The 26,781-nt window shown below is 59.1% G+C and carries 17 protein-coding genes; 10 read left to right on the forward strand and 7 right to left on the reverse strand.

Going from position 1 to position 26,781, the window contains the following annotated elements:
- Positions 1-6: 6 nt before the first annotated feature.
- Positions 7-1,686, reverse strand: a complete 1,680-nt coding sequence (leuA, locus tag JFU11_RS09505) for a 2-isopropylmalate synthase (RefSeq protein ID WP_050681792.1) — start codon at positions 1,684-1,686, stop codon at positions 7-9.
- Between the two features lie 396 nt (positions 1,687-2,082).
- On the opposite strand from leuA, the gene JFU11_RS09510 reads away from it, so the two are divergent.
- Complete coding sequence (locus JFU11_RS09510) at positions 2,083-2,439, forward strand: hypothetical protein (RefSeq protein WP_201060488.1); 357 nt, start codon at positions 2,083-2,085, stop codon at positions 2,437-2,439.
- A 135-nt stretch (positions 2,440-2,574) separates the two neighbouring features.
- On the opposite strand, the gene JFU11_RS09515 is transcribed toward JFU11_RS09510, so the two are convergent.
- The 3 genes from JFU11_RS09515 to JFU11_RS09525 all read right to left on the reverse strand — a co-directional run bounded on the left by JFU11_RS09515 (position 2,575) and on the right by JFU11_RS09525 (position 5,813).
- Complete coding sequence (locus tag JFU11_RS09515; protein ID WP_201060489.1) at positions 2,575-3,396, reverse strand: peptidoglycan DD-metalloendopeptidase family protein; 822 nt, start codon at positions 3,394-3,396, stop codon at positions 2,575-2,577.
- Positions 3,397-3,399: 3 nt separating this feature from the next.
- Complete coding sequence (gene xseA, locus JFU11_RS09520) at positions 3,400-4,779, reverse strand: exodeoxyribonuclease VII large subunit (protein ID WP_201121292.1); 1,380 nt, start codon at positions 4,777-4,779, stop codon at positions 3,400-3,402.
- Between the two features lie 137 nt (positions 4,780-4,916).
- On the reverse strand, positions 4,917-5,813 hold the full coding sequence (locus JFU11_RS09525; protein ID WP_201060491.1) for a LysR family transcriptional regulator: 897 nt from the start codon (positions 5,811-5,813) through the stop codon (positions 4,917-4,919).
- A gap of 100 nt (positions 5,814-5,913) precedes the next feature.
- Between JFU11_RS09525 and JFU11_RS09530 the strand changes: the two genes are divergently transcribed.
- From JFU11_RS09530 to guaA, 4 genes are all read left to right on the forward strand, one after another.
- Positions 5,914-6,681, forward strand: coding sequence for a sulfite exporter TauE/SafE family protein (locus tag JFU11_RS09530; protein WP_201060492.1), 768 nt, complete (start codon positions 5,914-5,916; stop codon positions 6,679-6,681).
- Between the two features lie 183 nt (positions 6,682-6,864).
- Positions 6,865-7,413 (forward strand): hypothetical protein, encoded by a 549-nt coding sequence (locus JFU11_RS09535; protein ID WP_038981758.1) that lies wholly within the window; start codon positions 6,865-6,867, stop codon positions 7,411-7,413.
- Between the two features lie 216 nt (positions 7,414-7,629).
- Positions 7,630-9,099 carry an IMP dehydrogenase gene (gene guaB / locus JFU11_RS09540; protein WP_123358100.1) on the forward strand — a complete coding sequence of 490 codons (1,470 nt, stop codon included), beginning with the start codon at positions 7,630-7,632 and terminating at the stop codon, positions 9,097-9,099.
- 93 nt (positions 9,100-9,192) lie between these two features.
- Positions 9,193-10,770 (forward strand): glutamine-hydrolyzing GMP synthase, encoded by a 1,578-nt coding sequence (gene guaA, locus JFU11_RS09545; RefSeq protein WP_007903619.1) that lies wholly within the window; start codon positions 9,193-9,195, stop codon positions 10,768-10,770.
- 119 nt (positions 10,771-10,889) lie between these two features.
- Here guaA and JFU11_RS09550 read toward each other — a convergent pair whose 3' ends face one another.
- Both JFU11_RS09550 and treR read right to left on the reverse strand, forming a co-directional pair.
- Complete coding sequence (locus tag JFU11_RS09550) at positions 10,890-15,608, reverse strand: membrane-targeted effector domain-containing toxin (RefSeq protein WP_201060493.1); 4,719 nt, start codon at positions 15,606-15,608, stop codon at positions 10,890-10,892.
- Positions 15,609-15,707: 99 nt separating this feature from the next.
- The gene (gene treR / locus JFU11_RS09555; RefSeq protein ID WP_123719412.1) at positions 15,708-16,412 is read right to left on the reverse strand and encodes a trehalose operon repressor; all 705 of its coding nucleotides are present in this window, start codon (positions 16,410-16,412) and stop codon (positions 15,708-15,710) included.
- A gap of 237 nt (positions 16,413-16,649) precedes the next feature.
- Between treR and treP the strand changes: the two genes are divergently transcribed.
- The 5 genes from treP to JFU11_RS09580 all read left to right on the forward strand — a co-directional run bounded on the left by treP (position 16,650) and on the right by JFU11_RS09580 (position 24,104).
- Entirely contained in the window at positions 16,650-18,092 is a 1,443-nt protein-coding gene (gene treP, locus JFU11_RS09560) for a PTS system trehalose-specific EIIBC component (protein WP_123719411.1), read from the forward strand.
- A gap of 140 nt (positions 18,093-18,232) precedes the next feature.
- Positions 18,233-19,882, forward strand: coding sequence for an alpha,alpha-phosphotrehalase (treC, locus tag JFU11_RS09565; protein WP_123719410.1), 1,650 nt, complete (start codon positions 18,233-18,235; stop codon positions 19,880-19,882).
- Positions 19,883-19,990: 108 nt separating this feature from the next.
- Entirely contained in the window at positions 19,991-21,214 is a 1,224-nt protein-coding gene (locus JFU11_RS09570) for a carbohydrate porin (RefSeq protein WP_201060494.1), read from the forward strand.
- Between the two features lie 62 nt (positions 21,215-21,276).
- Entirely contained in the window at positions 21,277-23,811 is a 2,535-nt protein-coding gene (gene ptsP / locus JFU11_RS09575) for a phosphoenolpyruvate--protein phosphotransferase (protein ID WP_201060495.1), read from the forward strand.
- A 2-nt stretch (positions 23,812-23,813) separates the two neighbouring features.
- A complete protein-coding gene (locus JFU11_RS09580; protein ID WP_123719407.1) occupies positions 23,814-24,104 on the forward strand; it encodes a PTS transporter subunit EIIB in 291 nt (96 codons plus the stop codon).
- A 468-nt stretch (positions 24,105-24,572) separates the two neighbouring features.
- On the opposite strand, the gene JFU11_RS09585 is transcribed toward JFU11_RS09580, so the two are convergent.
- On the reverse strand, positions 24,573-26,645 hold the full coding sequence (locus JFU11_RS09585; protein ID WP_123719406.1) for a TerD family protein: 2,073 nt from the start codon (positions 26,643-26,645) through the stop codon (positions 24,573-24,575).
- Between the last annotated feature and the right edge of the window lie 136 nt (positions 26,646-26,781).

Consider the following 26,781-nt stretch of genomic DNA (forward strand, 5'->3'; position numbering starts at 1 on the left):
GCAGACTTACGCCGCTTTCGCTTCCGGCTGGCTCAGGGAGCGGTTCAGCGCGCTGAACAGGGCCTTGAAGCTGGCGGTGGTGATGTTTTCATCGATACCGACGCCGTGCACCGCACGCTCACCATTCACCCGCAGTTCAATGTAGGCCGCTGCCTTGGCATTGGTGCCCGCGCCGATGGCGTGTTCGTTGTAGTCCATGATTTCCACCGGGATCGGCAGACCGGCCACCAGCGCTTCCAGAGCGCCGTTGCCCTTGCCACGCCAGTGCAGGTTGGTTTCACCCTGACCTTTGCTGGAGACTTCCACTTCCACGGCGCTGTGACCGTTTTCTTCCTGCAAACGATGGCTGACCAGCGCGTACGGGGTGTTGGCCTGCAAGTACTCGCTGTGCAGCAGCGCGTGGATCTGCTGGGCAGTCATCTCCAGGCCCAGGCGATCGGTTTCACGCTGTACGACCTGACTGAACTCGATCTGCATGCGGCGCGGCAAGTTGATGCCGTATTCCTGTTCCAGCAGGTAAGCGATACCGCCCTTGCCCGACTGGCTGTTGACGCGAATCACCGCCTCATAGCTGCGGCCGATGTCAGCCGGGTCGATCGGCAAGTACGGCACTTCCCACAGGGCGTCCGGTTTCTGCTGGGAGAAGCCCTTGCGGATCGCATCCTGGTGCGAGCCAGAGAACGCGGTGTGAACCAGGTCGCCGACATACGGGTGACGTGGGTGCACCTGGATCTGGTTGCATTCTTCGACGACTTTGCGCACGCCGTCGATATCGGAAAAGTCCAGTTCAGGGTGGATGCCCTGGGTGTAGAGGTTCAATGCCACGGTCACCAGGTCGACGTTACCGGTCCGCTCGCCGTTGCCGAACAGGCAACCTTCGACACGGTCGGCGCCGGCCATCAGGCCCAGTTCGGTGGCGGCTACGCCAGTGCCACGGTCGTTGTGGGTGTGCAGGCTGATGATCACGCTGTCACGACGGTTGATGTGGCGGCCGAACCATTCGATCTGGTCGGCATAGATGTTCGGGGTGGCGCATTCGACGGTGGCAGGCAGGTTGAGGATCACCTTGTGCTCAGGCGTCGGGTTCCACACTTCGATCACCGCGTCGCAGACTTCCTTGGCGAATTCCAGTTCGGTGGCGCTGAAGGTTTCTGGCGAGTACTCGAAGGTCCACTCGGTTTCCGGCTGCTGGGCGGCGTATTTGACGAACAGCTTGGCGGCGTTCACGGCGATGGCCTTGATCCCGTCCTTGTCCTGGTTGAAGACAATGCGGCGGAAGGAAGGGGAGGTCGCGTTGTACAGGTGAACGATGGCTTTCTTGGCACCGCGCAGGGATTCGAAGGTACGTGCGATCAAGTCTTCACGGCCCTGGGTCAGCACCTGAATGGTGGTGTCGTCCGGGATGTGGCCGTCTTCGATCAGCGTACGCACGAAGTCGAAGTCGGTTTGCGAAGCGGCCGGGAACGAGGCTTCGATTTCTTTCACGCCGACTTGCACCAGGGTTTTCCAGAAACGCAGCTTCTTGACCGCGTCCATGGGCTCGATCAGCGACTGGTTGCCGTCACGAAGGTCCGAGCTGCACCAGATCGGCGCTGCGGTGATGGTCTTCGATGGCCAGGTGCGGTCCGGGATATCGATGGTCGGGAACGCGCGGTATTTCGAAGACGGGTCTTTGAGCATGCTCATCGGAAAATCCTTATTGTGTGGGCCGAAAAAAGGCGGCCTGCCGGTGGATCAAATGTTCTGGGGATAAAGCGTAAGACGAGGCACCGCGATTCAGCCTGGCAGTCGTGCGCTGACGAGGCACAGGCTGCGGTGCTGGCGAAGCTGAATGAGGGTGTGAGAGGTTTTCATGCCTTCAACCCTAACCGCGGGGGGAAAGGATGGCAAGCAGTCGAAAAAAATTGAGAGGAATACTCGAAAAGTCGAGTTTATTGAGATTTTGTTGCGGTGAATGGCAGGGATTGTATTGATGTTTGCGCGAGGTTTGAGCGATGCGCAATTGAAGGTTGGCGATTGCAGTTCGGTCGACGCAGCTATTCTTAAAGCCTCAACCAGACGACCAGAAAGCAGGAGTTGGCAATGAACGAGTCGGATTGGAAGCTCTATAGCGCACTGCGTCCGGTAGCCCATGAGCGGATGTGTATCCGGATCATGGAGGAGGTCGAGCGCACGGTGCTGGATAAAAGCCTGGCGCCTTATGAGCGTATTGAAGCCAGTGAAGAAAGGCTGAAGGCCGGTCAGCAGGAGCTGTATTGGGCGTTTGGCGTTTTCAGTCACTCACGCAATGAGGCGCCTGCTCATTTGCTGGGGCTGTGTGCTCATGAGCTGATCACATCTGAAGAATTGGCTGGTTTCTCGCAGGAAACTCAAACCTGGATCAAAGAGCGGCTGGCGCACCGGGAAGTCCATGGGATTGAGGATCTGGAGGCGGAATAAGCGGCGCCTGTGACATTGCCTTCGCGGGCAAGCCACGCTCCCACAGTATTTGTGTCGTTCACAGATTTTGTGTACGACACAAATACTGTGGGAGCGTGGCTTGCCCGCGAAGAGGCCGGTAGTCTCAACAACTATTTACGGTTGAAACGCCCCAATAAAAATCGCCGGATCCACCCGCGCATCATTCAGGCTGATGTTCCAGTGCATATGCGGCCCGGTCGCGCGCCCGGTGGAGCCGACTTTGCCGACCACGCCACCACGGGCCAGTTGCTGGCCGACCTTCACGTCGATCTTCGACATATGGCAGAACATGCTGATAAAGCCCTGGCCGTGGTCGACGAATACCGTATTGCCGTTGAAGAAGTAGTTACCAATCAGGATCACCTTGCCGGCGGCCGGGGTTTTGATCGGCGTGCCGGCAGGCACCGCGAAGTCGAGGCCTGCGTGGGGATTGCGTTCTTCTCCATTGAAAAAGCGGCGCACGCCAAACTTGCTCGACAGCGGCCCGTTGACCGGTTTGTCCAGCAGCAGATTGCTCGGGGTGTTCGGGCTGAAGCTGCGGTAGGCCTGGATCTGCTCCGCCAGCTCGCCCTCGATGCGCTTGAGATTCTCCGGGTTCGGATTGACCTGCTGAGTGTTTTTCAGGGTGATGTGCTGTTCCGGGTATTTCTTGCCGCCGACGGTGAAGCTCAGGTTACGACCACCACTGCTAAGCGACTGGCTGCCCGGTTTGACGGTCAGCGGCACGCCGACGATGGCCAGCCAGTTGTTCTGTTCCTTGACCACCAATACCGGTTTGCCTTGATAGCTGGCTTTGGGTGCCTGGGCGGAGCTGCCCAGATCCACCACCGCCACGCCCCCCGGCACCGGTTTGTTCAACAGGCGGGTGATGTAACTGTCGGCGTGGGCGTTGAACGTCAGGCACAGCAACAGCAGCGGAGCTAAAAAACGCGGCATGGATCAATCCAGTAAAGAAAGGGTGACAGGCGTCAGGTGATTGTCTTCGACGCGCACTTGCAGCTCGCCTTCGCCCAGTTTGGCTTTCAGGCGTTGGCCGGTATGGGTCTGCGCGGCGCTACGAATCGCGTTGCCGCGCTCGTCCAGCAGAATGCTGTAGCCACGCGCGAGGGTCGCCAAGGGGCTGACCACATGCAGCGTCTGCATCTGACTTTGCAGTTGCAGCCGGCGGGATTTAAGCCCTTCACGCATGGCTCGGGGCAGGCGCTCGGCGAGGCTGTCGAGGCGCTGGCGAAGCAACGCCAATTGCCGCCCCGGATGTTGGCCAGCGAGGCGGGTTTCCAGACGGATCAAACGTTCGCGACGGGTATTGAGGCTGCGTTCGAAAGCGCGGCGCATGCGCATGTCCAGGTCATCCAGGCGTTGTGCTTGCTGACGCAGTCGTTCGCCAGGATGACGCAGGCGCCGGGCCATGCCTTCCAGACGCAACCGGTCGCGCATCAAGCGGTCGCGGATGCGCATCACCAGGCGCCGGTGCAGACTTTCGACACGACGCACCAGATCGCTGGAGTCCGGCGCGAGCAGTTCGGCCGCGGCGGACGGTGTCGGGGCGCGGACGTCGGCGACGAAGTCACTGATCGACACGTCGGTTTCGTGGCCGACGGCGCTGACAATCGGCGTCGCGCAGGCATCCACGGCGCGGGCCACGGCTTCTTCGTTGAAACACCAGAGGTCTTCCAGCGAACCGCCGCCACGGGCCAGGATCAACGCGTCGAAACCGCGGGCATCCGCCAGTTTCAGCGCGCGGACAATCTGCGCGGTAGCTTCGCGGCCTTGCACGGCGGTGGGGATCAGCGTCAGTTGGATCTGCGGCGCGCGGCGGCGGAACACACTGATGATGTCGCGGATCACCGCGCCGGTGGGCGAGCTGATGATGCCGATGCGTTGCGGGTGCGCTGGCAGCGGCACTTTGCGCTCGGCACTGAACAGGCCTTCGGCGCTGAGCTTTTCCTTCAACGCATCGAAGGCCAGACGCAGGGCGCCGTCACCGGCCGGTTCCACTGTGTCGAGAATCAGCTGGTAATCGCCACGGCCTTCAAACAGCGAAACCTTGCCGCGAACCTTGACCGCCAAGCCGTCCTTCAGCGCCTGGCGAACCCGCGCGGCGTTCTGCCGAAACAGCGCGCAACGCACTTGGGCGCCGCTGTCCTTGAGGGTGAAATACACATGGCCGGACGCCGGGCGGGCGAGGTTGGAGATTTCGCCTTCGACCCAGATGTTGCTGAACACGTCTTCGAGCAACACCCGCGCGCGGCCGTTGAGCTGGCTGACAGTCAGGACTTCCCGGTCCAGGCCGAGTCTTGCAAAGGGATCTTTAATCATGGGGCGCATGATAAAGGCAATCTCCTGCGCAATGCACGATCCCCTGTAGGAGCTGCCGCAGGCTGCGATCTTTTGATCTTGAATTTCGGCGAGGCTGAAATTGCTGAAGATCAAAAGATCGCAGCCTTCGGCAGCTCCTACGCCGATTGGGTGAAGTGCTCAACGAATTGCTGAACCAGCGCAGTGGGACTCTGCCGATAGGCGAGGGCGACGGTGCTTTGGCAATCGGGGTCGGCCAAGGGGAGAAAGTGGATATCCGGCGGTGCGATGTCCTGCATCGATTCCGGTAGCAGCGCGATGCCGAATCCGGCCTGGATCAATTGCAGTTGCGTGGTTTTGCGCGACACCACCCGCGCCGCCTGGGGAAAGAACCCCTGGCGCATGCACAACTCGGCGGACAGATAGCTCAGGCCGCCACGCTGTGGATGAGGGATGGAAATAAACGCTTCATTCTTCAACTGCGCCAGATCGATGCCTTGCGCGGACTTATCCACAGCCAACCGATGATTCGGCGGCACCGCCAGCAACAGGCGCTCGCTGTACAGCGGAACAATCTGCACCCCTTCACGCTGACGCAGCACCGGCAGGCGCAACAGGCCCACATCGAGGCGACCTTCGGCCAATTCTTCCAGTTGCGCCTCGGAGGACAGTTTGACGATGTCCATGGACACACCGGCGTGCCGATCCAGATAGACGCTGATGCCTCGCAACAGCCGACCGCTCATGGGCACCGTGCTGGAGTGACTCAGGCGCAACACGCCGAGTTGACCGGTGCCCACCTGAGTAGCCATTTCGCTGGCCTTGGTCAGTTCGTTCAGCAGGTTTCTCGCCCGAGGCAAAAAGGCTTCACCTGCCGCCGTCAAACGGGGCTGGCGCGCGGTGCGTTCGAACAGCGGCGTTTGCAGACGGGTTTCCATGTCCTTGATCTGCCGGCTCAAGGCGGATTGAGCAATAAACAGTCGTTCGGCTGCAGCGCTGAAGCTGCCGCTCTCGGCGATTTCCACGAAGTAGCGCAATTGACGGGTTGAAAGCACGAGGCATGCCTTTTTGAGATGGGTAGATGACCTTGAAGATATTAGTCGCAACGCTCGGCGCTGGCTAAAGTCATCACAGAAATTAAAGGAAGCCGTGACGATGAGTGTGCTGGAGTTGTTAAACCAATGGCCGTGGGTGGCGGTGGATTGGCTGGTGATCGGGTTGGGCGTTGCCCTGGCCTACATCGTGTTCGGCATCGCCAGTTTTGGCACCGCGCTGGTGGCCGGGCCGATTCTGATCCTGTTCATGCCGCTGTCGAAAATCGTGCCGCTGCTGGTGCTGCTGGACTTCGTCGCGGCGTTCGGCAATTTGCTGCCCTCGCGACGGGATGTGGCGAGGCCCGAATTGCTGCGGCTGCTGCCATGTATGGCGGTAGGCTGCACGTTGGGAGTGATATTTCTGCTGAACCTGAAATCCGATGTTTTGCTGCTGTTGATGGGGCTGTTTATCAGTGCCTATGCGATTTACAGCCTGTGGATTAAAACCCGTCCGGCGCAATTGTCCGCCGGGTGGGCGGTGCCGATGGGCACGGTGGGCGGGATGTTCGGGGCGCTGTTTGGCAGTGGCGGCTTTTTATATGCGATCTATTTGAACAGTCGGCTGCCCAAGGACGCAGCCCGGGCAACCCAGAGTGCGCTGATCAGTTGCAGCACCGTGGTGCGTTTGAGCCTGTTTGCCGTCGCCGGTGTGTATGCCGAGCTACCCTTGTTGGTATTGGCGCTGTGTTTGTTGCCGGCGATGGCGCTGGGGTTGTGGATCGGTCGGCGGTTGATCATGAAATTGTCCCGCGAGGCATTCGTGCGGCTGGTGACCTGGCTGGTACTGGCCAGCGGGATTGCCTTGATCGGGCGCTATTTGAGTACTTGACCGGATTTCGTCAGGGATTAAGCTGCCGGCCGTCCTGACGCCATCGCGGGCAAGCCCGCTCCCACAAGGATCTCAGGTGAGCACAAATGTGTTTACAACCGAGATCGTGTGGGAGCGGGCTTGCCCGCGATGGCGTCAGGACGAACACCGCAGAACATCCTTTTGACGCAGTAGGCTTGCACCATGAACTCGCAAAGCATCATCGTCCCGAAAATCTCCACCCTGCCGGTGCACGAACCCCGGGCCCGGGCGGTCGTGCGTTGGCTGGTGCGCAAGAACATCATTAAAGAAGAACTGACCACCTGTGGTCGCACCGGCAATCGCATGGCCCACGCCATCGCCGACGGCGCCCGTGCGGTGGTCCTGCACCCTGAAGCGCTGCCGTTCGGCGAGCCGGTCAATGGTCTGGAAATCATCACCAAGCGCTGCATCTATACACCGGCCAAGGGATTTCTCGAAGAGGCCGGCTGCGCCGAGTGCCGCAAGGAAATCGGCGAAGCGCTGTTCGAAAGCCTGGAAGAGTGGATGCCGGGGCGCACCGATAACTTCACGTGCCCTGAATGCGGGCATGAAGACGACATCAACGGGTTTCTGTTCTTGCAGGAGTGCGGCTTTTCCAACCTGGGCTTCATCTTCAACAACTGGCTCGAGGCCGGGTTCAAGCAGAGCTTTATCGACGAATTTGCCGATTGGCTGGATCAACCTGTGAGCTGGGTCAAGGTCGAACTCTGAACGCGGGCGCCTTTGCAGGAGCTGCCGAAGGCTGCGATCTTTTGATCTTGTTTTTGAAAATCAAAGTCAAAAGATCGCAGCCTTCGGCAGCTCCTACAGAGACGTCGTTTTTCCGTATGTCAGTAATGCCAATAATAGACAGAGTTTTACATTGAACCCGAGGGGGTGTCTGACTATAATGGCGCGCTTCCATTTTCCCGCTCGGGAGCCCCCGCGATGCTGCGTATCAGCCAAGAAGCTCTGACCTTCGACGACATTCTTTTAGTGCCCGGTTATTCCGAGGTTCTTCCTAACGAAGTCAGTCTCAAGACCCGCCTTACCCGTGGCATCGAGCTGAATATTCCACTGGTTTCTGCTGCCATGGACACCGTTACTGAAGCCCGTTTGGCAATTGCCATGGCTCAGGAAGGTGGCATCGGTATCATCCACAAGAACATGACCATCGAGCAGCAAGCTGCCGAAGTGCGTAAGGTCAAACGGTACGAGGCCGGCGTGGTCAAGGACCCGATCACCATCGAGGCTGACGCCACGGTTCGTGAACTGTTCGAACTCACCCGCCTGCACAACATCTCCGGCGTTCCGGTACTGCACGATGGCGACCTGGTCGGCATCGTCACTTCCCGTGACGTGCGTTTCGAAAACCGCATGGACGCCAGCGTCCGTGAAGTGATGACGCCTAAAGAGCGTCTGGTCACGGTCAAGGAAGGCGCCGACAAGAACGACGTCCGTGAGCTGTTGCACAAGCACCGTATCGAACGCGTGCTGATCGTCGACGACAAATTCGCCCTCAAAGGCATGATGACCGTCAACGACATCGAAAAAGCCAAGGCCTACCCACTGGCCAGCAAGGACGATCAAGGTCGTCTGCGCGTTGGCGCTGCAGTCGGTACCGGTAAAGACACCGGTGACCGCGTAGCTGCCCTGGTTCACGCTGGTGTTGACGTAGTAGTGGTCGACACTGCTCACGGTCACTCCAAAGGCGTGATCGACCGCGTTCGCTGGGTCAAGCAGAACTTCCCTGAAGTGCAGGTCATCGGCGGCAACATCGCCACCGGCGCTGCCGCCAAGGCCCTGGCCGAAGCCGGCGCTGACGCAGTCAAGGTCGGTATCGGCCCTGGCTCGATCTGCACCACCCGTATCGTCGCCGGTGTCGGCGTCCCGCAAATCAGTGCCATCGCCAACGTCGCCGCTGCCCTTGAAGGCACTGGCGTTCCGTTGATCGCCGACGGCGGCATCCGTTTCTCCGGTGACCTGTCCAAGGCCATCGTTGCCGGTGCTTCCTGCGTGATGATGGGCTCGATGTTTGCCGGTACTGAAGAAGCGCCAGGCGAAATCGAACTGTTCCAGGGCCGTTCGTACAAGGCTTACCGCGGCATGGGTTCGCTGGGCGCCATGTCCCAGGCTCAAGGTTCCTCCGACCGTTACTTCCAGGACTCCTCGGCAGGCGCCGAGAAGCTGGTTCCGGAAGGCATCGAAGGGCGTGTTCCGTACAAGGGCACCCTGAGCGCCATCATCCATCAACTGATGGGCGGCCTGCGTTCTTCCATGGGCTACACCGGTAGCGCCGATATCGAAGAAATGCGCACCAAGCCTGAGTTCGTGCGGATCACCGGCGCTGGCATGGCCGAGTCCCACGTTCACGACGTGCAAATCACCAAAGAAGCGCCAAACTACCGCGTAGGTTGAGGCTTCCAGCAATAAGTTAAGTAACCGGGGCTGTTTTCAGCCCCGAGTTGTTTCTGATTCTCTTCACCGAACTGCATAGACGAGACTGACCACATGGCCCTCGACATTCACGCCCACCGCATCCTGATCCTCGACTTCGGTTCCCAGTACACCCAGCTGATTGCCCGCCGCGTGCGTGAAATCGGCGTGTACTGCGAACTGCATCCGTTCGACATGGACGACGAAGCGATTCGCGAATTCGCTCCAAAAGGCGTCATTCTCGCCGGCGGCCCCGAGTCCGTGCACGTAGCCGACAGCCCGCGCTGCCCGCAAGCGGTGTTTGACCTGGGCGTACCGGTCTTCGGTATCTGCTACGGCATGCAGACCATGGCTGAACAGCTGGGTGGCAAGGTCGAAGGTTCCGAGCTGCGTGAGTTCGGTTATGCCCGCGTTGACGTGGTCGGCAAGAGCCGTCTGCTCGATGGCATCGAAGACCATATCGACGCCGATGGCCTGTTCGGCCTCGACGTATGGATGAGCCACGGTGACAAGGTCACCAAGATGCCGGAAGACTTCCACATCCTGGCCAGCACCCCAAGCTGCCCGATTGCCGGCATGTTCAACGATGCTCGCGGCTACTACGGCGTGCAGTTCCACCCGGAAGTGACCCACACCAAGCAGGGCGGTCGCATCCTCTCGCGCTTCATCCTCGACATCTGCGGCTGCGAAGCCCTGTGGACACCTTCGAAGATTGCGGAAGACGCCATCGCCCAGGTCCGCGCCCAGGTTGGTACCGACAACGTATTGCTCGGCTTGTCCGGCGGCGTTGACTCCTCGGTGGTTGCCGCGCTGCTGCATAAGGCCATCGGCGACCAGCTGACCTGCGTGTTCGTCGACAACGGCCTGCTGCGCCTGCACGAAGGCGAGCAAGTGATGGCCATGTTCGCCGAGAACATGGGCGTCAAAGTGATTCGCGCCAACGCCGAGGACCAGTTCCTCGACAACCTGGCTGGCGAAAGCGACCCAGAGAAGAAGCGCAAGATCATTGGCCGTACCTTCATCGACGTTTTCGATGCCCAGTCCAACAAACTGGATAACATCAAGTACCTCGCCCAAGGCACCATCTACCCGGACGTGATCGAGTCGGCTGGCGCGAAAAGCGGCAAGGCGCACGTGATCAAGTCGCACCACAACGTGGGCGGCCTGCCGGAAGAAATGAACCTCAAGCTGGTTGAACCCCTGCGCGAGCTGTTCAAGGACGAAGTCCGTCGTCTGGGCCTGGAACTCGGCCTGCCGTACGACATGGTCTACCGTCACCCGTTCCCGGGCCCAGGCCTGGGTGTGCGGATCCTCGGTGAAGTGAAGAAGGAATACGCCGACCTGCTGCGTCGCGCCGACCACATCTTCATCGAAGAGCTGCGCAAGGCCGACTGGTACCACAAGGTCAGCCAGGCATTCGTGGTGTTCCAGCCGGTGAAATCGGTTGGCGTTGTCGGCGATGGCCGTCGTTACGCCTGGGTTGTTGCCCTGCGTGCCGTGGAAACCATCGACTTCATGACCGCGCGTTGGGCACACCTGCCTTACGAACTGCTGGAAACCGTCAGCGGCCGCATCATCAATGAAATCGAAGGCATCTCCCGCGTCACCTACGACGTGTCGAGCAAGCCGCCAGCGACCATTGAGTGGGAATGATCGTGATTGAGCCTGTGAACTCAGGCTCAAAACGATAGTGACAAAAGAAGCCCCCGATCGAGAGATCGGGGGCTTTTTGCGTTTCAGGGGTTGTGTACCTTGTAGAAACGGATGATGAGTTAAAGCGGCAAGCGGCCTTCGAGGTCCATGCCCATACGGCTCAGGGCCCAGGACAGTTCGACGATGTCGTCGTACGGTACCTGATGCACCTCGGTCCATGATGGGCGATTGATCAGATACTTGCCGTCTGCCGTGCTCTCGACCAGTGTTCGTGCAATTCGGCCATCCCTTCCGCGATGAATCAGCGTCCAACCGCCGTCCGACTTCTCGAAAGTGAACATGCCTTGGCGGAACAGCAGCCGCTCGAGCTCCTCCGGTGTCCTTTCGAGCAAGGGCAGTGGCGTCTGCAGACTCAGGTCGGCAAACAGGGTGTCGGAATCTCCCCTAATGGATTCGTGTTGCGAGCCAAAACCGCGTCCTATCTCAATCCCCCGATCCGTTTCGATCAGCAAGTTTTCTTCCGGTAGCACCTCTTCAATGCGCAAACCAATACCGCCCTGCATTTCACTGATGCCAGGCATACCGCGAAAGGTGTTCAAGTTTTCCTGATCCGTCAGCACCACCCATTTTCCAGCCCCGTTGAGCGATTCATTGGCCTGCATGATGGTGTGGGTGAGGTAGGTTTTTATGGCTTGTTCATGCATGTCGGGAAGTGGCGAGGCGGGGTAGCGGTAACTCGCCAGACAATCCGTTGCCTGTATTCGAATGCGGTTGTGTTGAGCGACCTTGACCACTTCAAGCGGCGTGAACCGTCCGGAAGGATCGCTTTGCAGCTGTCGTAGAGACTTCTCAAGGTCGTCGGACATTTCCCCGCTTCTGAAAAACTGATTGAGATCCAGTTGACTGAAATCGTTGAGCAGGCGATGGAAATAGAGCGTCTTGACCTCCTTTTGGGCCAGGATCGGCATGTTCTCGATAAGAAACCGCATGCTGGCAATGCGATCCTGGCTTTCGCCGATGACCAAGCCTGGTGCGGCGTTAAAAATCTCCGGAATCAGTTCTGCGGCGGTGGTCGATGGTGTCACGACAGGAAGCGCCGGGCGCGCGGGCAATGAACCAGTTAACCCACTACGGGAAAAGAACTGTCGGGCGTCCCGTGACAGGTTTGCGCGATGGGCTGCGACGTATTCGTCGTAAGTGGACATCCCGCGCAGATGTCCATCGGGCTGGCGCATGATTTTGATGTGAGTTTCTCTTATGCCCAGCGCCAGTTTTCTGAGACGGAGTCCGCCCGAAGCATCGTACCGAGTGGCGGGACGGCTCAGGGTGGCCAGCGGTGGATTTTGAACAGTGACCTGGGACGTTCCTGGCTGCGTGTTGCCGCCGCCCTTGAGTTCGGCTCGGGGGGCCAGCTCCCATTCGCCCTGAGCATTGAGGCGTACCGGTAGAGATCCTGAAAACGCGTTCGGTCGTTCAGGATCAATGATGGCCCAAGTGCCGCCGCCATTGACGTCGGCTTCGTAGCGCACGTAATAGGCCGTGTCATCCAGCATGATGGCAGTTGAAGGGTTGGCGTCGAGTTGATAGATGCCCTGGAATTTTCCGGAATCGGTGCCGGGTGTTTTGTCCTCCAGCAGTTCGTTGGCCTGCCAGTTGTCTGGAATGCCCGATCGTTGGATTTCAGGCAGCGACCGAGGAAGGTTTTCGATCAGCGATGCTGCTCCGTCAACCTCGCCAGCCACTTCCGGCCAGCCCATCGGCTTCATCCCCTTTGCAGTCAATGCCTCTTTGAGTTCATCGAGGTTGTCCACAGTCATGGATTCATAGGCTGGCCGAAGCGGGGTATCCAGGTTGAGCCTTCCACCGGGTGTCGATCTAACGGAGCTCTCTACAATTTCGTTATTGGCGTTGCGATAAACCACCAGCACGTTGCTTCTGAAGCGCTGAAAGGTGAACATTCCGGACTCCGGCAACAGCGCTCTCAGATCCTGCGGGGGCCGGTAGGCCCATGGGGTTTCCATCTGAACGCGCCAGTCGCCTTTGATCAGGTCATGGATGCTGTCGAAATCAGTTCCGTCTGACACGTCATAAACAGGGGAGTCCGGATAGTCTGCATATTCCACTGCTAGCCCGGGATCGGAGCCGATGGGTTGTGCCTGCCCCGGCACTACATCATCGATACGAAGGCTCAGGGCATCGGTCTGTTCGCTGATGCCCCGGTAGCCTCTGAACGTCGCCATGTTTTCCTGATTGACCAGGGCAATCCATTTGGCCGGCTCTTTCAGTTCTTCATTGAAGTGGATGACCTCGCTGGCAAAAAAACTCCTGGCCATCTGGTAATCCGATTCCCAGTTAAAAGCATCTTTATTGATGTTGTAGGTCGTCGACATGTCGATAGCTTGAACCCGAATGTGCTGGGCATTGGCGGCTTTCACCAGCGCGAGCAAATTGAATTTGCCATCGGGATCGTTGCCGGCCTTGATGTCGAGTTTCCTCAAGTAGTTTTCCAGTTCTTCCGGCATTTCGCCGGTTCGCGCGAAGGCATCCAGTTCAAGTTGGTTGGCGTTCGCCAGCAGCTCCTGCAAGTACAGGGTTTTCACCCCGCGCTGGGCCAGCGCGGGCATGTTATCGATCAGGAACTGTTTGCTGCCGATGCTGCCTTGACTCTCACCGACGACTAACCCCGGCTTTCCCGCGAATGCAGCATCGAGCAGATTGGTGGACGTTTCGAACAGTTGTGCTGTAGGTATCGGTAGACGAGGACTGGGTGGATTAAGCTCGTAATACACCTTTGCGTCACTGACCAGGTTGCTGCGAGGTTCTTCCTGCGCCAGGTCAAACTCGCTCAAGGAGCCTGTGAGTTCGTCCATAGGGGACATGAATACACTACGGGCGCCGACTGTATCTACATCGGACATGAGCACACTGCGCACGTCTATTGAGCCGATTGTCCATACCCTTCTGAACAGGCCGCGAACGTCTGCCCCACCGAGTGCCCAGGCTCTCATCTCGGGGTCTTCGAGCCCGGGCACATGAATGCCCGGCGTTCGTGCCCATTCTTCTACAACGGGTTCAGCTGATACGCCAGCGGTCGCGATGGGCGGTACGTTCATGCCGCCCCTCAGCCCCAGTCGCGGGATGATTTGCCACTTGCCTTCGGCGTCCAGGCGCACGGGAATCGTGCCCGAGAATGCATCGGGCTTGGCCGGGTCGACAATGGCCCAGCTACCACGGCCGTTTATGTTGGTTTCATAGCGCACGTAATAAGCATTGTCGTTGAGCTTGATAGCGCTCGAAGGGTTGGACGCGAGGCGATAAGTCCCTTGAAATTTGCCCGGTTCACGAACCAGCGCATTGTCATCGAGTGACACATCGATCTTGAAAGTCTCTGGCACCTTCACAGCAGGCTCGGTCTCGCCCGCTGCTTCAACGGTGACCTCGGTCGGCGTCAGTCCCGGGCTTTTGACAGGTAGTGTCGATTCCTTCAGATCGGCCATTTCTTTCGCTTCGGCAGCGTCGATTTCCGGGCCGACTTCCTCAAGCGAGCCCGGACCTTTGAGGACTAAAAGGTTAAACAGCAAATCTATGCTGCTGAGCACCGCGCCAAGGACGCCGGCCTTGCGTTCCTCGGTGGTTTTTCCATTGACCGCCTGATCGATGTTCAAGCCCAGGCTGACGATGCTGGCGCCGACCACTGGCAGTGCAATCGGCCAGCCGACGACCGCCATCGGACCGAGCACTCTCACCCCCGCGCTGAGGTAGCCGATCCAGAGTTTTTTGCGTAGATCGCCATTGGATGTCAGCGAGAGTTCGGCTTCGGCGAACATCGCAGCTTTGGTCGAGTCGCCCAACCAGCTGAACGCATCGCCGGTGACAGCCTGGTTCTTTTGATTGATCAGGTGATGGTCGTACTTGCCCCAGGTGCTGACCAGCCGGTTCATGATATCGGTGATGTTCTCGGCGACGGTCTGGCGATCGGCCAGGGAAAAATGCGTCATGAACGCCTGGCGCGCATCTTCCGTGTTCATCCGCTGCAACATCCAGTAGTGCATGTCTATCGCGGTTTCCAGCACCTGAAAGGCGTCGGTTTCACCGGGCAGGTAAACAATCTGCCGGCCCTTGGGCGCGACAAAACGAAGAATGTTGTTGGCCATGTAGCCATCGACATCCAGGGTTCGAACGCTGTCAGCGCAGGGGTGTTGTGATTGCAGTAACTGCAGGCTGACAGGCCAGGTAATCGGGCCAATGACCGTATTGGTGACGAACTGGAAGTCCTTTTCACTCAACTGGCGTTTATCACGCGCCTGCAGGGCTTTGATAAGAAAATTGCACTTGGCCAGGGTGCGGAAGTCGGTGCCGGAATCGTTCCAGAACGCGGTTAGCTTATCGGTATAGCGCGTGCTGAAATCAATGCTCCAGAAGTCCTTCAAAACCTCATTGCAATGCAGGCGCACTTCGTTGGTTTCATTGAAATCGCCAGTTTTCGGGCCGACGGTATAGAAGCCCGCATAGACATCCAGCAAGTCGGCGTTGTCCTGGTCAGCGACGCGGAAGCGATGGATCACCAGCTGCGTCAGGGTCATGGAACTGGTGGGCGTTGCCTTGACGTGTTCCCAACCGGTGAAGGCTTTCGAGCTGCTTTGGGACGCGTCGAATCGGTGGAAGTACACCTGATCCGGATCGAGGTCGACGATGTCATATTTTTTCAGCAGGTCACTGGCAACTTCGTGCGCCGTGTCTTGCAGGCTGGGGCACGTCTGGATGACGCTGGTGGCGATTGCCTTGAGCGCTGCCTTGTCGGCAGCATTGGGCAGTGGGCGGGTTTCGATCGGGTTCATGCTCTCTATCCTTGAGAAATGGGCATCGAGGATGACCCGTTCGCTCAAGGAATGTGCACTACATAGTTATGCCCATTGTCGATTCAGTACCGTGTAGTGTCAGCGCCGGGCCACATCCGAAAAATAGAATTTATCGAGGGTGTGCCGCGACTCGGTGTACTCGAACTGTCGACCGTCCTGCAGGAAGGTCTGGTTGCTGACCACGATCACATGACTCTGGCCGTCGAGGTCCAGGAGCAGTTGGTCGTCCTTGCTGCGGGGCACCGCTTCGATGGTGCGCTGGGCGTAGGCGATTTGCAGTTGCAGGGTCTGCTCGATGAAGGCGTAGATCGATTGTTCGGCGATATCGCGGGACAGGCCGGGAATCACGTCGCTGACGAAATGGTTGATGTCGAGGATCACCCGTTTGCCGTCGATCCGCCGCACTCGCTTGATTCGTGTGATCAGGCTGCCTTCTTTGGCCTTGATGTGTTCAAGCAACGGGCCTTCGAGAGGTATTTGTGCGAACTCGACCACTTCGGTGCTGACGTCATTGCCCAGTCGTGGGTAGGTTTCCTGGAAGCTGACGATGCCGCCGAGCTGAAACTCGATCGGGTTGGTCGACAGCACGAAGGTGCCTTTGCCGTGGACTTTCTGGGCGAAACCGCGCTCCTGCAATTGCTCGATGGCCTTGCGCACGGTGCCGCGGCTGGCCTGATAGCTGTCCATCAGTTCGGTTTCGGAAGGCAGTCGTGCGCCGCGTTCCAGACGTTCGGTCGTGATGCTGGCAAGCAGATCGCTGTAGATCTGGTTGTATTTACTCATGGGAATGGCTCTGTGCCGCGCTGTGCTCAAGGTTTTGAACCTTAAGGGCAGGGTAGGGGTTTGTCCATGCGGCTTTGGGTTTCTTTGACTTCGGAGGTAGGAAATATCGCCGCCTGTCGGGTTCGGGAGACACAAAATCAAACTCGTCTGTACGAGTTGTTGCAATAACTCGTACAGACGAGTACTTTTCGCTTCGGCGTGCTGCCAATAACAAAAAACTACAGTGGAAGAACAAGCATGAGCCACGACTACCCGAATATCGCCTCTGAGCTGCTACACAGCCTCGGTGGCAGCGACAACCTCGAGCAGGCCGCGCATTGCGTCACACGGCTGCGCCTGGCCCTCAAGGACCCGAAACTGGTCAACAGCGCCACGCTGAACCAGATCGATCTGGTCAAAGGTTCGTTCTTTACCGGTGGCTTGTTCCAGGTGGTGATCGGCCCCGGCGAGGTGGAAAAGGTCTACGCCGAACTGCGCCGGCAAACCGGTCTCGCCGCCTCGACCATCGCCGACGTCAAACAGAAAAGCGCCGACAAGATCCACCCGATGCAGCGATTGGTGCGGGTGTTTTCCGACGTGTTCATGCCGATCCTCCCGGCCCTGATCATTGCCGGCCTGTTGATGGGCATCAACAACCTGATCGGCGCCAAAGGCATGTTCATCGAGGGCAAGACCCTGCTGGACGCGTACCCGAAACTTGACGGGCTCTGGAGCCTGATCAACCTGATGGCCAACACCTCGTTCGTGTTTCTTCCGGCACTGGTGGGCTGGTCGGCGGCCAAGCGCTTTGGCGGCAGTGAAATCCTCGGCATCGTGCTCGGCCTGATGCTGGTGCACCCGGATCTGCTTAACGCCTGGAACTACGGCAAAGCGGTGGCGGGGCTGGAAGGGCAGAGTCTGCCGTACTTCGACATCCTCGGCATGTTTCAGATCGAGAAAGTCGGCTATCAGGGACAAATCCTGCCGATCCTGCTGGCAGCCTACGTGATGAGCGTCATCGAAAAGTGGCTGCGGGCGCGGGTGCCTAACGCGGTGCAATTGCTGGTGGTGCCGATCACTACAATCGTCGTCACCGGTGTGCTGGCGCTGGCAGTGATTGGCCCGGTGACCCGCCATCTGGGGATCCTCATCACCGAAGGCGTGGTCACCCTGTTCGACCTGGCGCCCATGGTCGGTGGCGCGATTTTCGGCCTGCTCTACGCACCGCTGGTGATCACCGGCATGCACCACATGTTTCTCGCGGTCGACCTGCAACTGATCTCCACCCAGGGCGGCACTTTCATCTGGCCGATGATTGTCATGTCCAACCTCGCCCAAGGCAGCGCGGCCCTGGCGGTGTTCTACACGACCCGCAGTGTGCGGGACAAAAGCATGGCCTCGACCTCGGCGATTTCTGCCTACTTCGGCATCACCGAACCGGCCATGTTCGGGGTCAATCTGCGCTACAAGTTTCCGTTCTATGCGGCTCTGATCGGCTCCGCGCTGGGCTGCATCTTCCTGTCGCTGAACAAGGTCCAGGCCTCGGCAATCGGCGTCGGCGGCTTGCCCGGTTTCATCTCGATCATTCCGCAGTTCATTCCGATGTTCGTGGTCGGGATGGTGATTGCCATGGTCGTGCCGTTTGTTCTGACCTGCGGGTTGAGCATGAGGATTGTTCGGCCCGGGTATCGGGTCGCTTGATAGATCGCATTCGCCCGTAGGAGCTGCCGAAGGCTGCGATCTTTTGATCTTCGGCGGTGTTGCTGAAAGACCAGGATCAAAAGATCGCAGCCTTCGGCAGCTCCTACGGGGCCAGTACATATTTAAGAGGGAATCCCGCCATGCAAGACTGGCAACGTTCGGTGATCTACCAGATCTACCCGAAGAGTTTTCACAGCCACGCCGGCAACCCCACGGGGGATTTGCTCGGCGTCGTGGCCAAGCTCGACTACCTGCACTGGCTGGGTGTCGATTGCCTGTGGATCACGCCGTTCCTGCGTTCGCCCCAGCGCGACAACGGTTACGACATCAGCGATTACTACGCCATTGATCCAAGCTACGGGACCATGGCCGACTGCGAGTTGCTGATCGCCGAAGCCGACAAGCGCGGGATCAAATTGATGCTCGACATCGTGGTCAATCACACCTCGATCGAACACACCTGGTTTCAGCAGGCCCGTAGTAGCCTCGATAACCCTTACCGCGATTTCTACATCTGGCGCGACCAGCCGAACAACTGGGAATCCAAGTTCGGCGGTTCGGCCTGGGAGTACGAGGCCCAGACTGGTCAGTACTACCTGCACTTGTTCGACCACACGCAGGCCGACCTGAACTGGGACAACCCCCAGGTGCGTGCCGAAGTCTTCAAGATGATGCGTTTCTGGCGCGACAAGGGTGTGGGCGGTTTCCGACTGGACGTGATCAACCTGATCTCCAAACCGGCGGACTTCCCCGAAGACAACAGCGACGGTCGTCGCTTCTACACCGATGGCCCGAACGTCCACGAATACCTGCAGCAGATGCACCGTGAAGTGTTCGAAGGCCATGATCTGATCAACGTCGGCGAGATGTCGTCCACCAGCCTGGAACACTGCATTCGCTACTCGCGGCTGGAGTCGAAAGAGCTGTCGATGACCTTCAACTTTCATCACTTGAAGGTGGATTACCCGAACCTGCAAAAGTGGGTTCGCGCCGATTTCGATTTCCTCGCACTCAAGCGCATCCTCTCCGATTGGCAGACCGGGATGCAGGCTGGTGGCGGCTGGAACGCGTTGTTCTGGTGTAACCACGATCAGCCGCGTGTGGTCTCGCGTTTTGGTCACGATGGTGAGCATCGGGTGGTGTCGGCGAAGATGCTCGGCACGGCGCTGCATTTCCTGCAGGGCACGCCGTTCGTGTACCAGGGTGAAGAACTGGGCATGACCAATCCGGGGTTCGATCACATCGATCAATACCGCGATGTCGAAACCCTGAACATCTTCCGGCTCAAGCGCGAAGCCGGTAGCAGCGACGCCGACAACATGGCGGCGATCATGCAGAAGTCCCGGGACAACGGTCGTACGCCCATGCACTGGAACGCCGAGCCTAACGCCGGTTTCAGCGCTGCCGAACCATGGATCGGTGTGCCGGCCAACGCGGCGCAGATCAACGTCGCTCACCAACTCGACGATCCGGATTCCGTGCTGCATCACTACCGTCAGCTGATTGCCCTGCGCCGCCGTGAAACGCTGATGTCCGACGGCGTGTATCGGCAGTTATTGCCTGAGCACACGAAAATCTGGGCGTATGTGCGTGAAGGCCATGGCGAGCGTTTGCTGGTGCTGAACAACTTCTATGGCGCGCCGTGCGAAGTCGAACTGCCAGATGACGTGATCAGCGAAGCGATGGCTCAACGTCTGGTCATCAGCAACTACCCGGACTGTGCGCTGCGCAATCAGCAGGTGTTTTTACGGCCGTTTGAGTCGTTCGTGCTGCACCTGACTAACCACTAGCCCTTAACCAATAAAAGCACCGTTTTAAAAAACACGCAGAACGCTGCGCGGGGGAGTTTTGCGCGCCGTTTTTTGCTGCATCACACAATAAAAATAATGAGGTGGTTCTTGAAAACAACAATAAATCGCAGCCTTGTAGCGGCGGGCGTGTGCCTGGCATTACCACTGTCGGCCCAGGCGCTGGAATTCGCCGGTTACTTGCGCAGCGGCGTCGGAACCTCGGTTAACAGCGGTAAACAGCAGTGTTTCCAACTGCCGGGAGCGCAGACCAAATACCGCTTGGGTAACGAATGCGAGCAATACGCCGAACTTGAATTGCGCCAGGATCTGTACACCCTGGACGATGGTTCGGTGCTCAGCGTCGACGGCATGGCATCGCTGTATAACCAGTACGACAAGGACCTGACGTTCAACGGTGACAACGGCTCGGTGCGCCTGCCGCAGCTGTATGCGCAATGGTCGAACATGCCCAGCCTCAACGGCGGCTCGCTGTGGGCCGGTCGGCGTTACTACAAACGGAACGATATCCACATTTCCGACTTCTACTACTGGAACCAGAGCGCCACCGGCGGCGGTATCGAAGATGTGCTGATCGGCGATCTGAAGTACAGCTACGCCTTCTCGCGCAAAGACAATCTGTACCAGAAGGACTACATCAACCGTCACGATTTCAACGTCGCCGGCTTCAATACCAACCCCGGCGGCGAACTGGAATTCGGCCTGAGCTACATCGACAAACCCGACAGCCGCGACGCTCATCGCGGTTGGGCAATTACCACCCAGCATGTGCAGAAAGGCTTTCTGGGCGGCAAGAATAAACTGGCCTTTCAGTACGGCGAAGGTCCGGGCACCGGGTTGGGCTATACCGGTAACGTGAAGCTGGATGACAGCAGCAAAAGCTACCGGGTGGTGGAGTTCTTCGACTGGCAAGTGACGCCGCGTTTCGGCGGGCAAGTCGAAGCGGTCTACCAGAAAGACATTCGCCCGGACGGCGCCGACCAGAACTGGATTTCCCTCGGGATTCGTCCGGCGTATGCGATCACCGAGCAGTTCAAGCTGGTGACCGAACTGGGCCACGATCAGGTTGAAGCCACGGGCGGGACGCGCAAGCTGAGCAAGTTCACCTTCGCCCCGACCTGGTCGCCCAAGGGCCCGGAATTCTGGGCGCGCCCCGAGGTGCGTCTGTATTACACCTATGCCAGCTGGAACGAGGCGGCCAAACGGGCGGCCAATGAACTGGCGGCGGGTTCGGCGTTGTCCGACACCGGCGCCTTCGGCACGGCGCGACACGGTTCGAACGTCGGATTGCAGGTCGAGTATTGGTGGAAATAAGCGATGCTGTCGGAGCCTCGCGCTCCATCAGCACTTCAAAGAACAAAACAGCAGGTGACGTCATGGCCACACCCCAACAATTGCAACTGCTGGCACCTTTGTCCGGCGTGCTGATGCCGCTGGACCAGGTGCCCGATCAGGTGTTTTCCAGTCGCGTGATCGGCGACGGTCTGTGCATCGATCCAACTTCGCAAACCTTGTGCGCACCGCTGGCCGGGGTGATCAGTAATGTGCAGGTCAGTGGGCATGCCGTCAGCATCACCGACGACAATGGCGTGCAGGTGCTGATGCACATCGGCCTCGATACCGTGAACCTGGCCGGCAAGGGTTTCACCCGGTTGGTGGAGGAAGGTCAGCGGGTAGTAGTGGGGCAGGCGCTGATCGAGTTCGATGCCGATTACATTGCCTTGAACGCCCGCAGTTTGTTGACCTTGATGCTGGTGGTCAGTGGCGAGCCGTTCACCTGGCTGACGCCCGAAACGGGTGTGGTGGAAGGCGGTCAGCCGCTGCTGAGTTTGAATCCGTCCGAAGTGGCGGTCGATGAGCCGATGCCGGAAGAGGACGAGGCGCTATTCTCCAGACCGGTGACGTTGCCCAATGCCAACGGCTTGCACGCGCGCCCTGCGGCAGTGTTTGCCCAAGCGGCGAAAGGCTTTTCTGCGAGCATTTGCCTGCATAAACAGCAGGACAGCGCGAACGCCAAATCCCTGGTGGCGATCATGGCGTTGCAGACCGCCCATGGTGATGTCCTGCAGGTCAGCGCGGCGGGCACGGATGCCGAAGTGGCGATCAAGACGCTGGCCGAGTTGCTGGCCGTCGGTTGCGGGGAAGCCGTGACGGTGATGGCAGAAGTTGAGACGGTTGTGGCCGAGACCTCATCGCTGAAGGTGCTGCGCGGCGTCTGTGCATCGCCGGGGTCGGCGTTTGGCCAAGTGGTGCAGATTGCCGAGCAGACCCTCGAGGTGAGCGAGTCAGGCACCAGTCCTCAGGTTGAGCGTGAGCACCTGTCCCGGGCGTTGGCAGCGGCGGTTCTGGCCTTGCAGCAGTTGCGAGACAAGGCCACGGGTGACGCCCAGGCAGACATCTTCAAGGCTCATCAGGAACTGCTCGAAGACCCAGGCCTGCTGGATCAGGTCCTGGCACTGATCGATGCCGGCAAAAGTGCCGGTTTCGCCTGGCATGCGGCCACCGAGTCGACGGCAGCCTTGTTCAAAAGCCTGGGCAATGCCTTGCTGGCTGAACGCGCCGCAGACCTGGCCGACGTCGGTCAACGGGTGCTCAAGCTGATTCTCGGCGTCGAGGATCGTGCAATGGAGCTGCCGGACGGGGCGATTCTGATTGCCGAGCAACTGACGCCCTCCCAAACGGCTGGCCTGGACACGCATAAGGTGCTGGGGTTCGCGACGGTCGGCGGTGGCGCCACCAGCCACGTGGCAATTCTCGCGCGGGCCTTCGGTTTGCCGGCGATCTGCGGCTTACCGGTTCAGGTGCTGACATTGATCAATGGCACCCGGGTTTTGCTTGATGCCGACAAGGGTGAGTTGCAGCTGGATCCCGAGCTGGCCGCTATTGAGCAGTTGCAAGCCAATCGTCAGCGACAAAAGAAACGCCAACAATACGAGCTGGAAAATGCAGGCCTGGCCGCCTGTACCCGCGATGGGCATCACGTTGAAATCACCGCCAATATCGCTTCGCTGGCCGAAGCCGAACAGGCCATGACGCTGGGCGGCGAGGGCGTTGGTCTGTTGCGTTCAGAGTTTCTTTATCTGGATCGCAATCACGCGCCGAGCCATGACGAACAGGCATCCACCTACAGCGCCATCGCCCGCACCATGGGCCCGGCGCGCAATCTGGTGGTGCGAACCCTGGATGTCGGCGGTGACAAACCGTTGGCCTATGTGCCGATGGAGCGCGAAACCAACCCATTCCTGGGCATGCGCGGAATTCGTTTGTGCCTGGAACGTCCGCAGCTGTTGCGTGATCAGTTCAAGGCGATTTTGAGCAGCGCCGGGCTGGCTCGCCTGCACATCATGCTGCCGATGGTCACGCAGTTGTCGGAGCTGCGGCTGGCCCGTCAGCTGCTTGAAGAAGAGGTGCTGGCATTGGGCCTCACTGAACTGCCGAAACTGGGGATCATGATCGAAGTGCCGGCGGCGGCACTGATGGCTGATCTGTTTGCGCCCGAGGTGGATTTCTTCTCCATAGGCACCAACGACCTGACCCAGTACACCTTGGCCATGGACCGCGATCACCCACGGCTGGCCAGTCAAGCCGACAGTTTTCATCCCTCGGTGCTGCGCCTGATCGCCAACACTGTGAAAGCCGCTCATGCCCATGGCAAATGGGTTGGCGTGTGCGGCGCCATGGCTTCGGAAAAACTGGCGGTGCCGCTGTTGCTGGGGCTTGGGGTAGATGAACTGTCGGTGAGCGTGCCGTTGATTCCGGCGATCAAAGCGGCAGTTCGCGAAGTGGATCTGCTGGACTGCCAGGCCATCGCCCTGCAGGTGCTGGGGCTGGAAAGTGCCGAGCAAGTACGCGAGGCATTGCGGCGGCACCATGAGGCGACGGTCGATACTTCATTGATTCTGGAGAACTGAGCATGTTCGAGAAAATGCAGCGGGCGTTCTGGAAAGCGTTGACGCCGGACCTGGTAGTGGATGAGCCGAAAGTGGTGGCTCAACCTGTTATCGGTTTGGCCGCGAATGTCGTGGCCGCGCTTGGCGGTGTGGATAACCTCAAGTCGCAACAGCCGGTGGCACTGACCCGGGTGCGGGTGGAGTTGCGGGATATGACGCGAATGGATCGGCAGGCGTTGACGGTGGCAGGGGTGCCGGGAGTGATGATGCTGGAGGATGGAGTGGTTCATCTGATCACCGGCCTTCAGCCATAACCGGACCTTTGTGGTGAGGGGGCTTGCCTGTGGCGAGGGAGCTTGCTCCCGCTGGGCTGCTGAGCGGATCGTTCCCACGCTCCGCGTGGGAATGCCTCAAGGGACGCTCCACGTTCCAGCCACACCGCCGCTGTCGAGCCAGACACCGATGTGACGCAGAGCGTCACGGGCTGCATTCCCACGCAGAGCGTGGGAACGATCATTCAGCAACGTTAGTCCGAAGGTCGAGTCCGCAACCGCCGCCCCATCACATCCAGCACATCGCACCCATCCCGTAACGGAATGGAGTGGGAATGATGGGATGCCCGGCACTGCCCGGCACTGACTAGAGTGCAGCGCTAGATTCGGAGGAGCGCAGGAAGGGGTTTAGCCAATGCCAGTCAGTTATGCTGACTGGCATTTTTTTGGGTGGAAAGCTCCGAAGCACGAGCTGTCGTTTTCAATGAGCGGCAAAGGCTGGCGTAGGTATTAGAGAAACTGCGATCGAATCAAATCCGTATCGAACGGCGTTGTCCCTTGATCAGGCGCAAACACCGCCTGTGCTTGCTGGGGCGAAGCCACTCGTTCCCCCCGTGCTCGTACATGTAAATCGAACAGAGTTTCCAAATCTGGCCGTGGTGTATGCACCAAAGCCCGCAGCATCAACGATATCCCACTGAGGTTGTTCTGGACGTTGTTCCACCGCGGAGATGAAGTGAGCCCCAGATCGGCCCAAATCATGCGTCGTTCCTGCAAGTCCATAACGAATGGCAGACAGATCCCTGTGTCGGATGCGATATCGATACGGTCGAACACGGATCGCGGCTCGAATACCTCACCCGACGCCGCGTCGGTGCGGGCCATCCAGCCAGCGAAGCATTCTGGGAGATCGCAGTACGGCTGCTCGGTGAATGAGTTGATAGACGTGACGACATAGCGGATACCTTTCTCGACGAGGACATCAAGGTCGAGGTCGATGAACTCCGAAGCCCCGTGGGGCGCGTCGATGATGTCGCCGCTGTGGCAGCCACCGAAACCCTTCAGATTGTAGTACGCGACCGTTTGTGTGAACACGAAGTTGGCGTCGAAAAATGCGGCGGACAAGTCGATGTCCGTGCGTTCACGACCGTTCTTCCACCACAGGAACAGGCGAATGAAACGTGTGTCAGGCATAGGCAACCGACTGCCCCGCACCAGCGTACGTAGCGACTTCGATGAGGCGCGCTGCGCCAGCGGCACCCTGTATTCGCGTAATACTGGATCGATGAAACAGCGGCCTAGTGGCGGCAGCGACGCAAAACGCATTACGAGGGCGTCCTCGCAGATTCGGGCTGCACGAGCCAACACGTCGGGTGTGAGAGGTTCGCGTCGATCCTTGATGCCATAGACTTTGGCAAATGCACCTTTCGGTGTGAATGCCCGCAGGGGCAGGGGGCGCGGTGCACGTACTTGGGCCAGCAACTGCAGCAGGACAGGCGAGGACACTTGTGTTGCAACAGCCTCGAACGCATCGAGAACCGACTCTGGTTCCGTCGCGCGCCGCAGGGTCGCGTCCAGCCGTCGTGCGAACTCACCAGGACGGCTCTGTAGTACGGGCGTAAGCTTGGCGATGTCACGCTGGGCAAGCAATGTTTCGACACGTGAACCAAATGAGGCTGGCGGTTCGTTGCGACGCGCTGCCGTGATGGCGGCTAGCGCTCGTGGGTACTTATCGGCGTAGTCGCCCGGATGCAGTACTTCAGCCAGGCGTTTCCAGCGCTCAGCATGTCGCAGCACGTCTTCTGCAGCGTTGGGTATGTGGTCGAGTAGGCGCAACAGCAGACGGCGCATCGAGCGCTTCATCGCTGTGAAACGTGTCGAAGCTGTCGTCAGTGACACGTCTCCTCCATTCAGCGCGACCGCGAGTCGTAGCACGTCAGTCGCCGTTTCGACGTTTCGCTCCAGGAATGCGTCCACCCCTACATCGCTGGCGACATGCAGGATAAGTGCGCCGCCAAGCTGTGCACGGATCTCCCGGAACGGGACGGCCTCAGGCAGCAGACGGAACACATCGCTTTTGTACTCTCGGACAAACCAGACGACATCGGCAGTTTCCTCTTCGGAGAGCGAGGTGCGCGATGAAACCAGCGGCTCGAGTAGTGACTCGAACTCAGAGACGCTTCCCGGTTCGATAACGCGGGATATGAAGTTGCCTTCAAGCATCGCAGGTCGAGAGTGTTCAGTCGGTGGTAAACGCCAAAGCGTGAGGTAGTGCATGACGGCGTTAAGGTACAATTCCGCCTCTGATGCCGTCAGTACTTGCTCCGGAAAGTCAGGATAAAACGGCCGGTGGTGCACATGAGCGCCAGTCTCCCGCCGAAGCACTCCGACAATGTCGCGCAGCCAGTGCTTGAGTTCTGTCGCTGACAACATGCCGATTCGCTCGATCAGAGGCTCTGATAGTACGCATCGGAACGCCGCGACTTCCCGGACAGCCGACGCGACCTGAGCGCGCGTGGCACCGCCAGTGCCCATCGGGACGTGAACTTTGGTACGACGACGCAGGAACAGCTCCTGATTCATGCTTGATTTTCTCCCTTGGCCGCCGTCGTGGACGAGCTGCAGCATCGTGTCTACAGCCGATGTAAAAACGCCTGCAAGAAGCAGGCGCGGTGTGGAGAGCGGAACCCCTAGGTCATCAGAGGTTTAGAAGGAAGGT

This window comes from Pseudomonas sp. TH37 (assembly GCF_016650735.1).
Classification (GTDB): domain Bacteria; phylum Pseudomonadota; class Gammaproteobacteria; order Pseudomonadales; family Pseudomonadaceae; genus Aquipseudomonas; species Aquipseudomonas farris.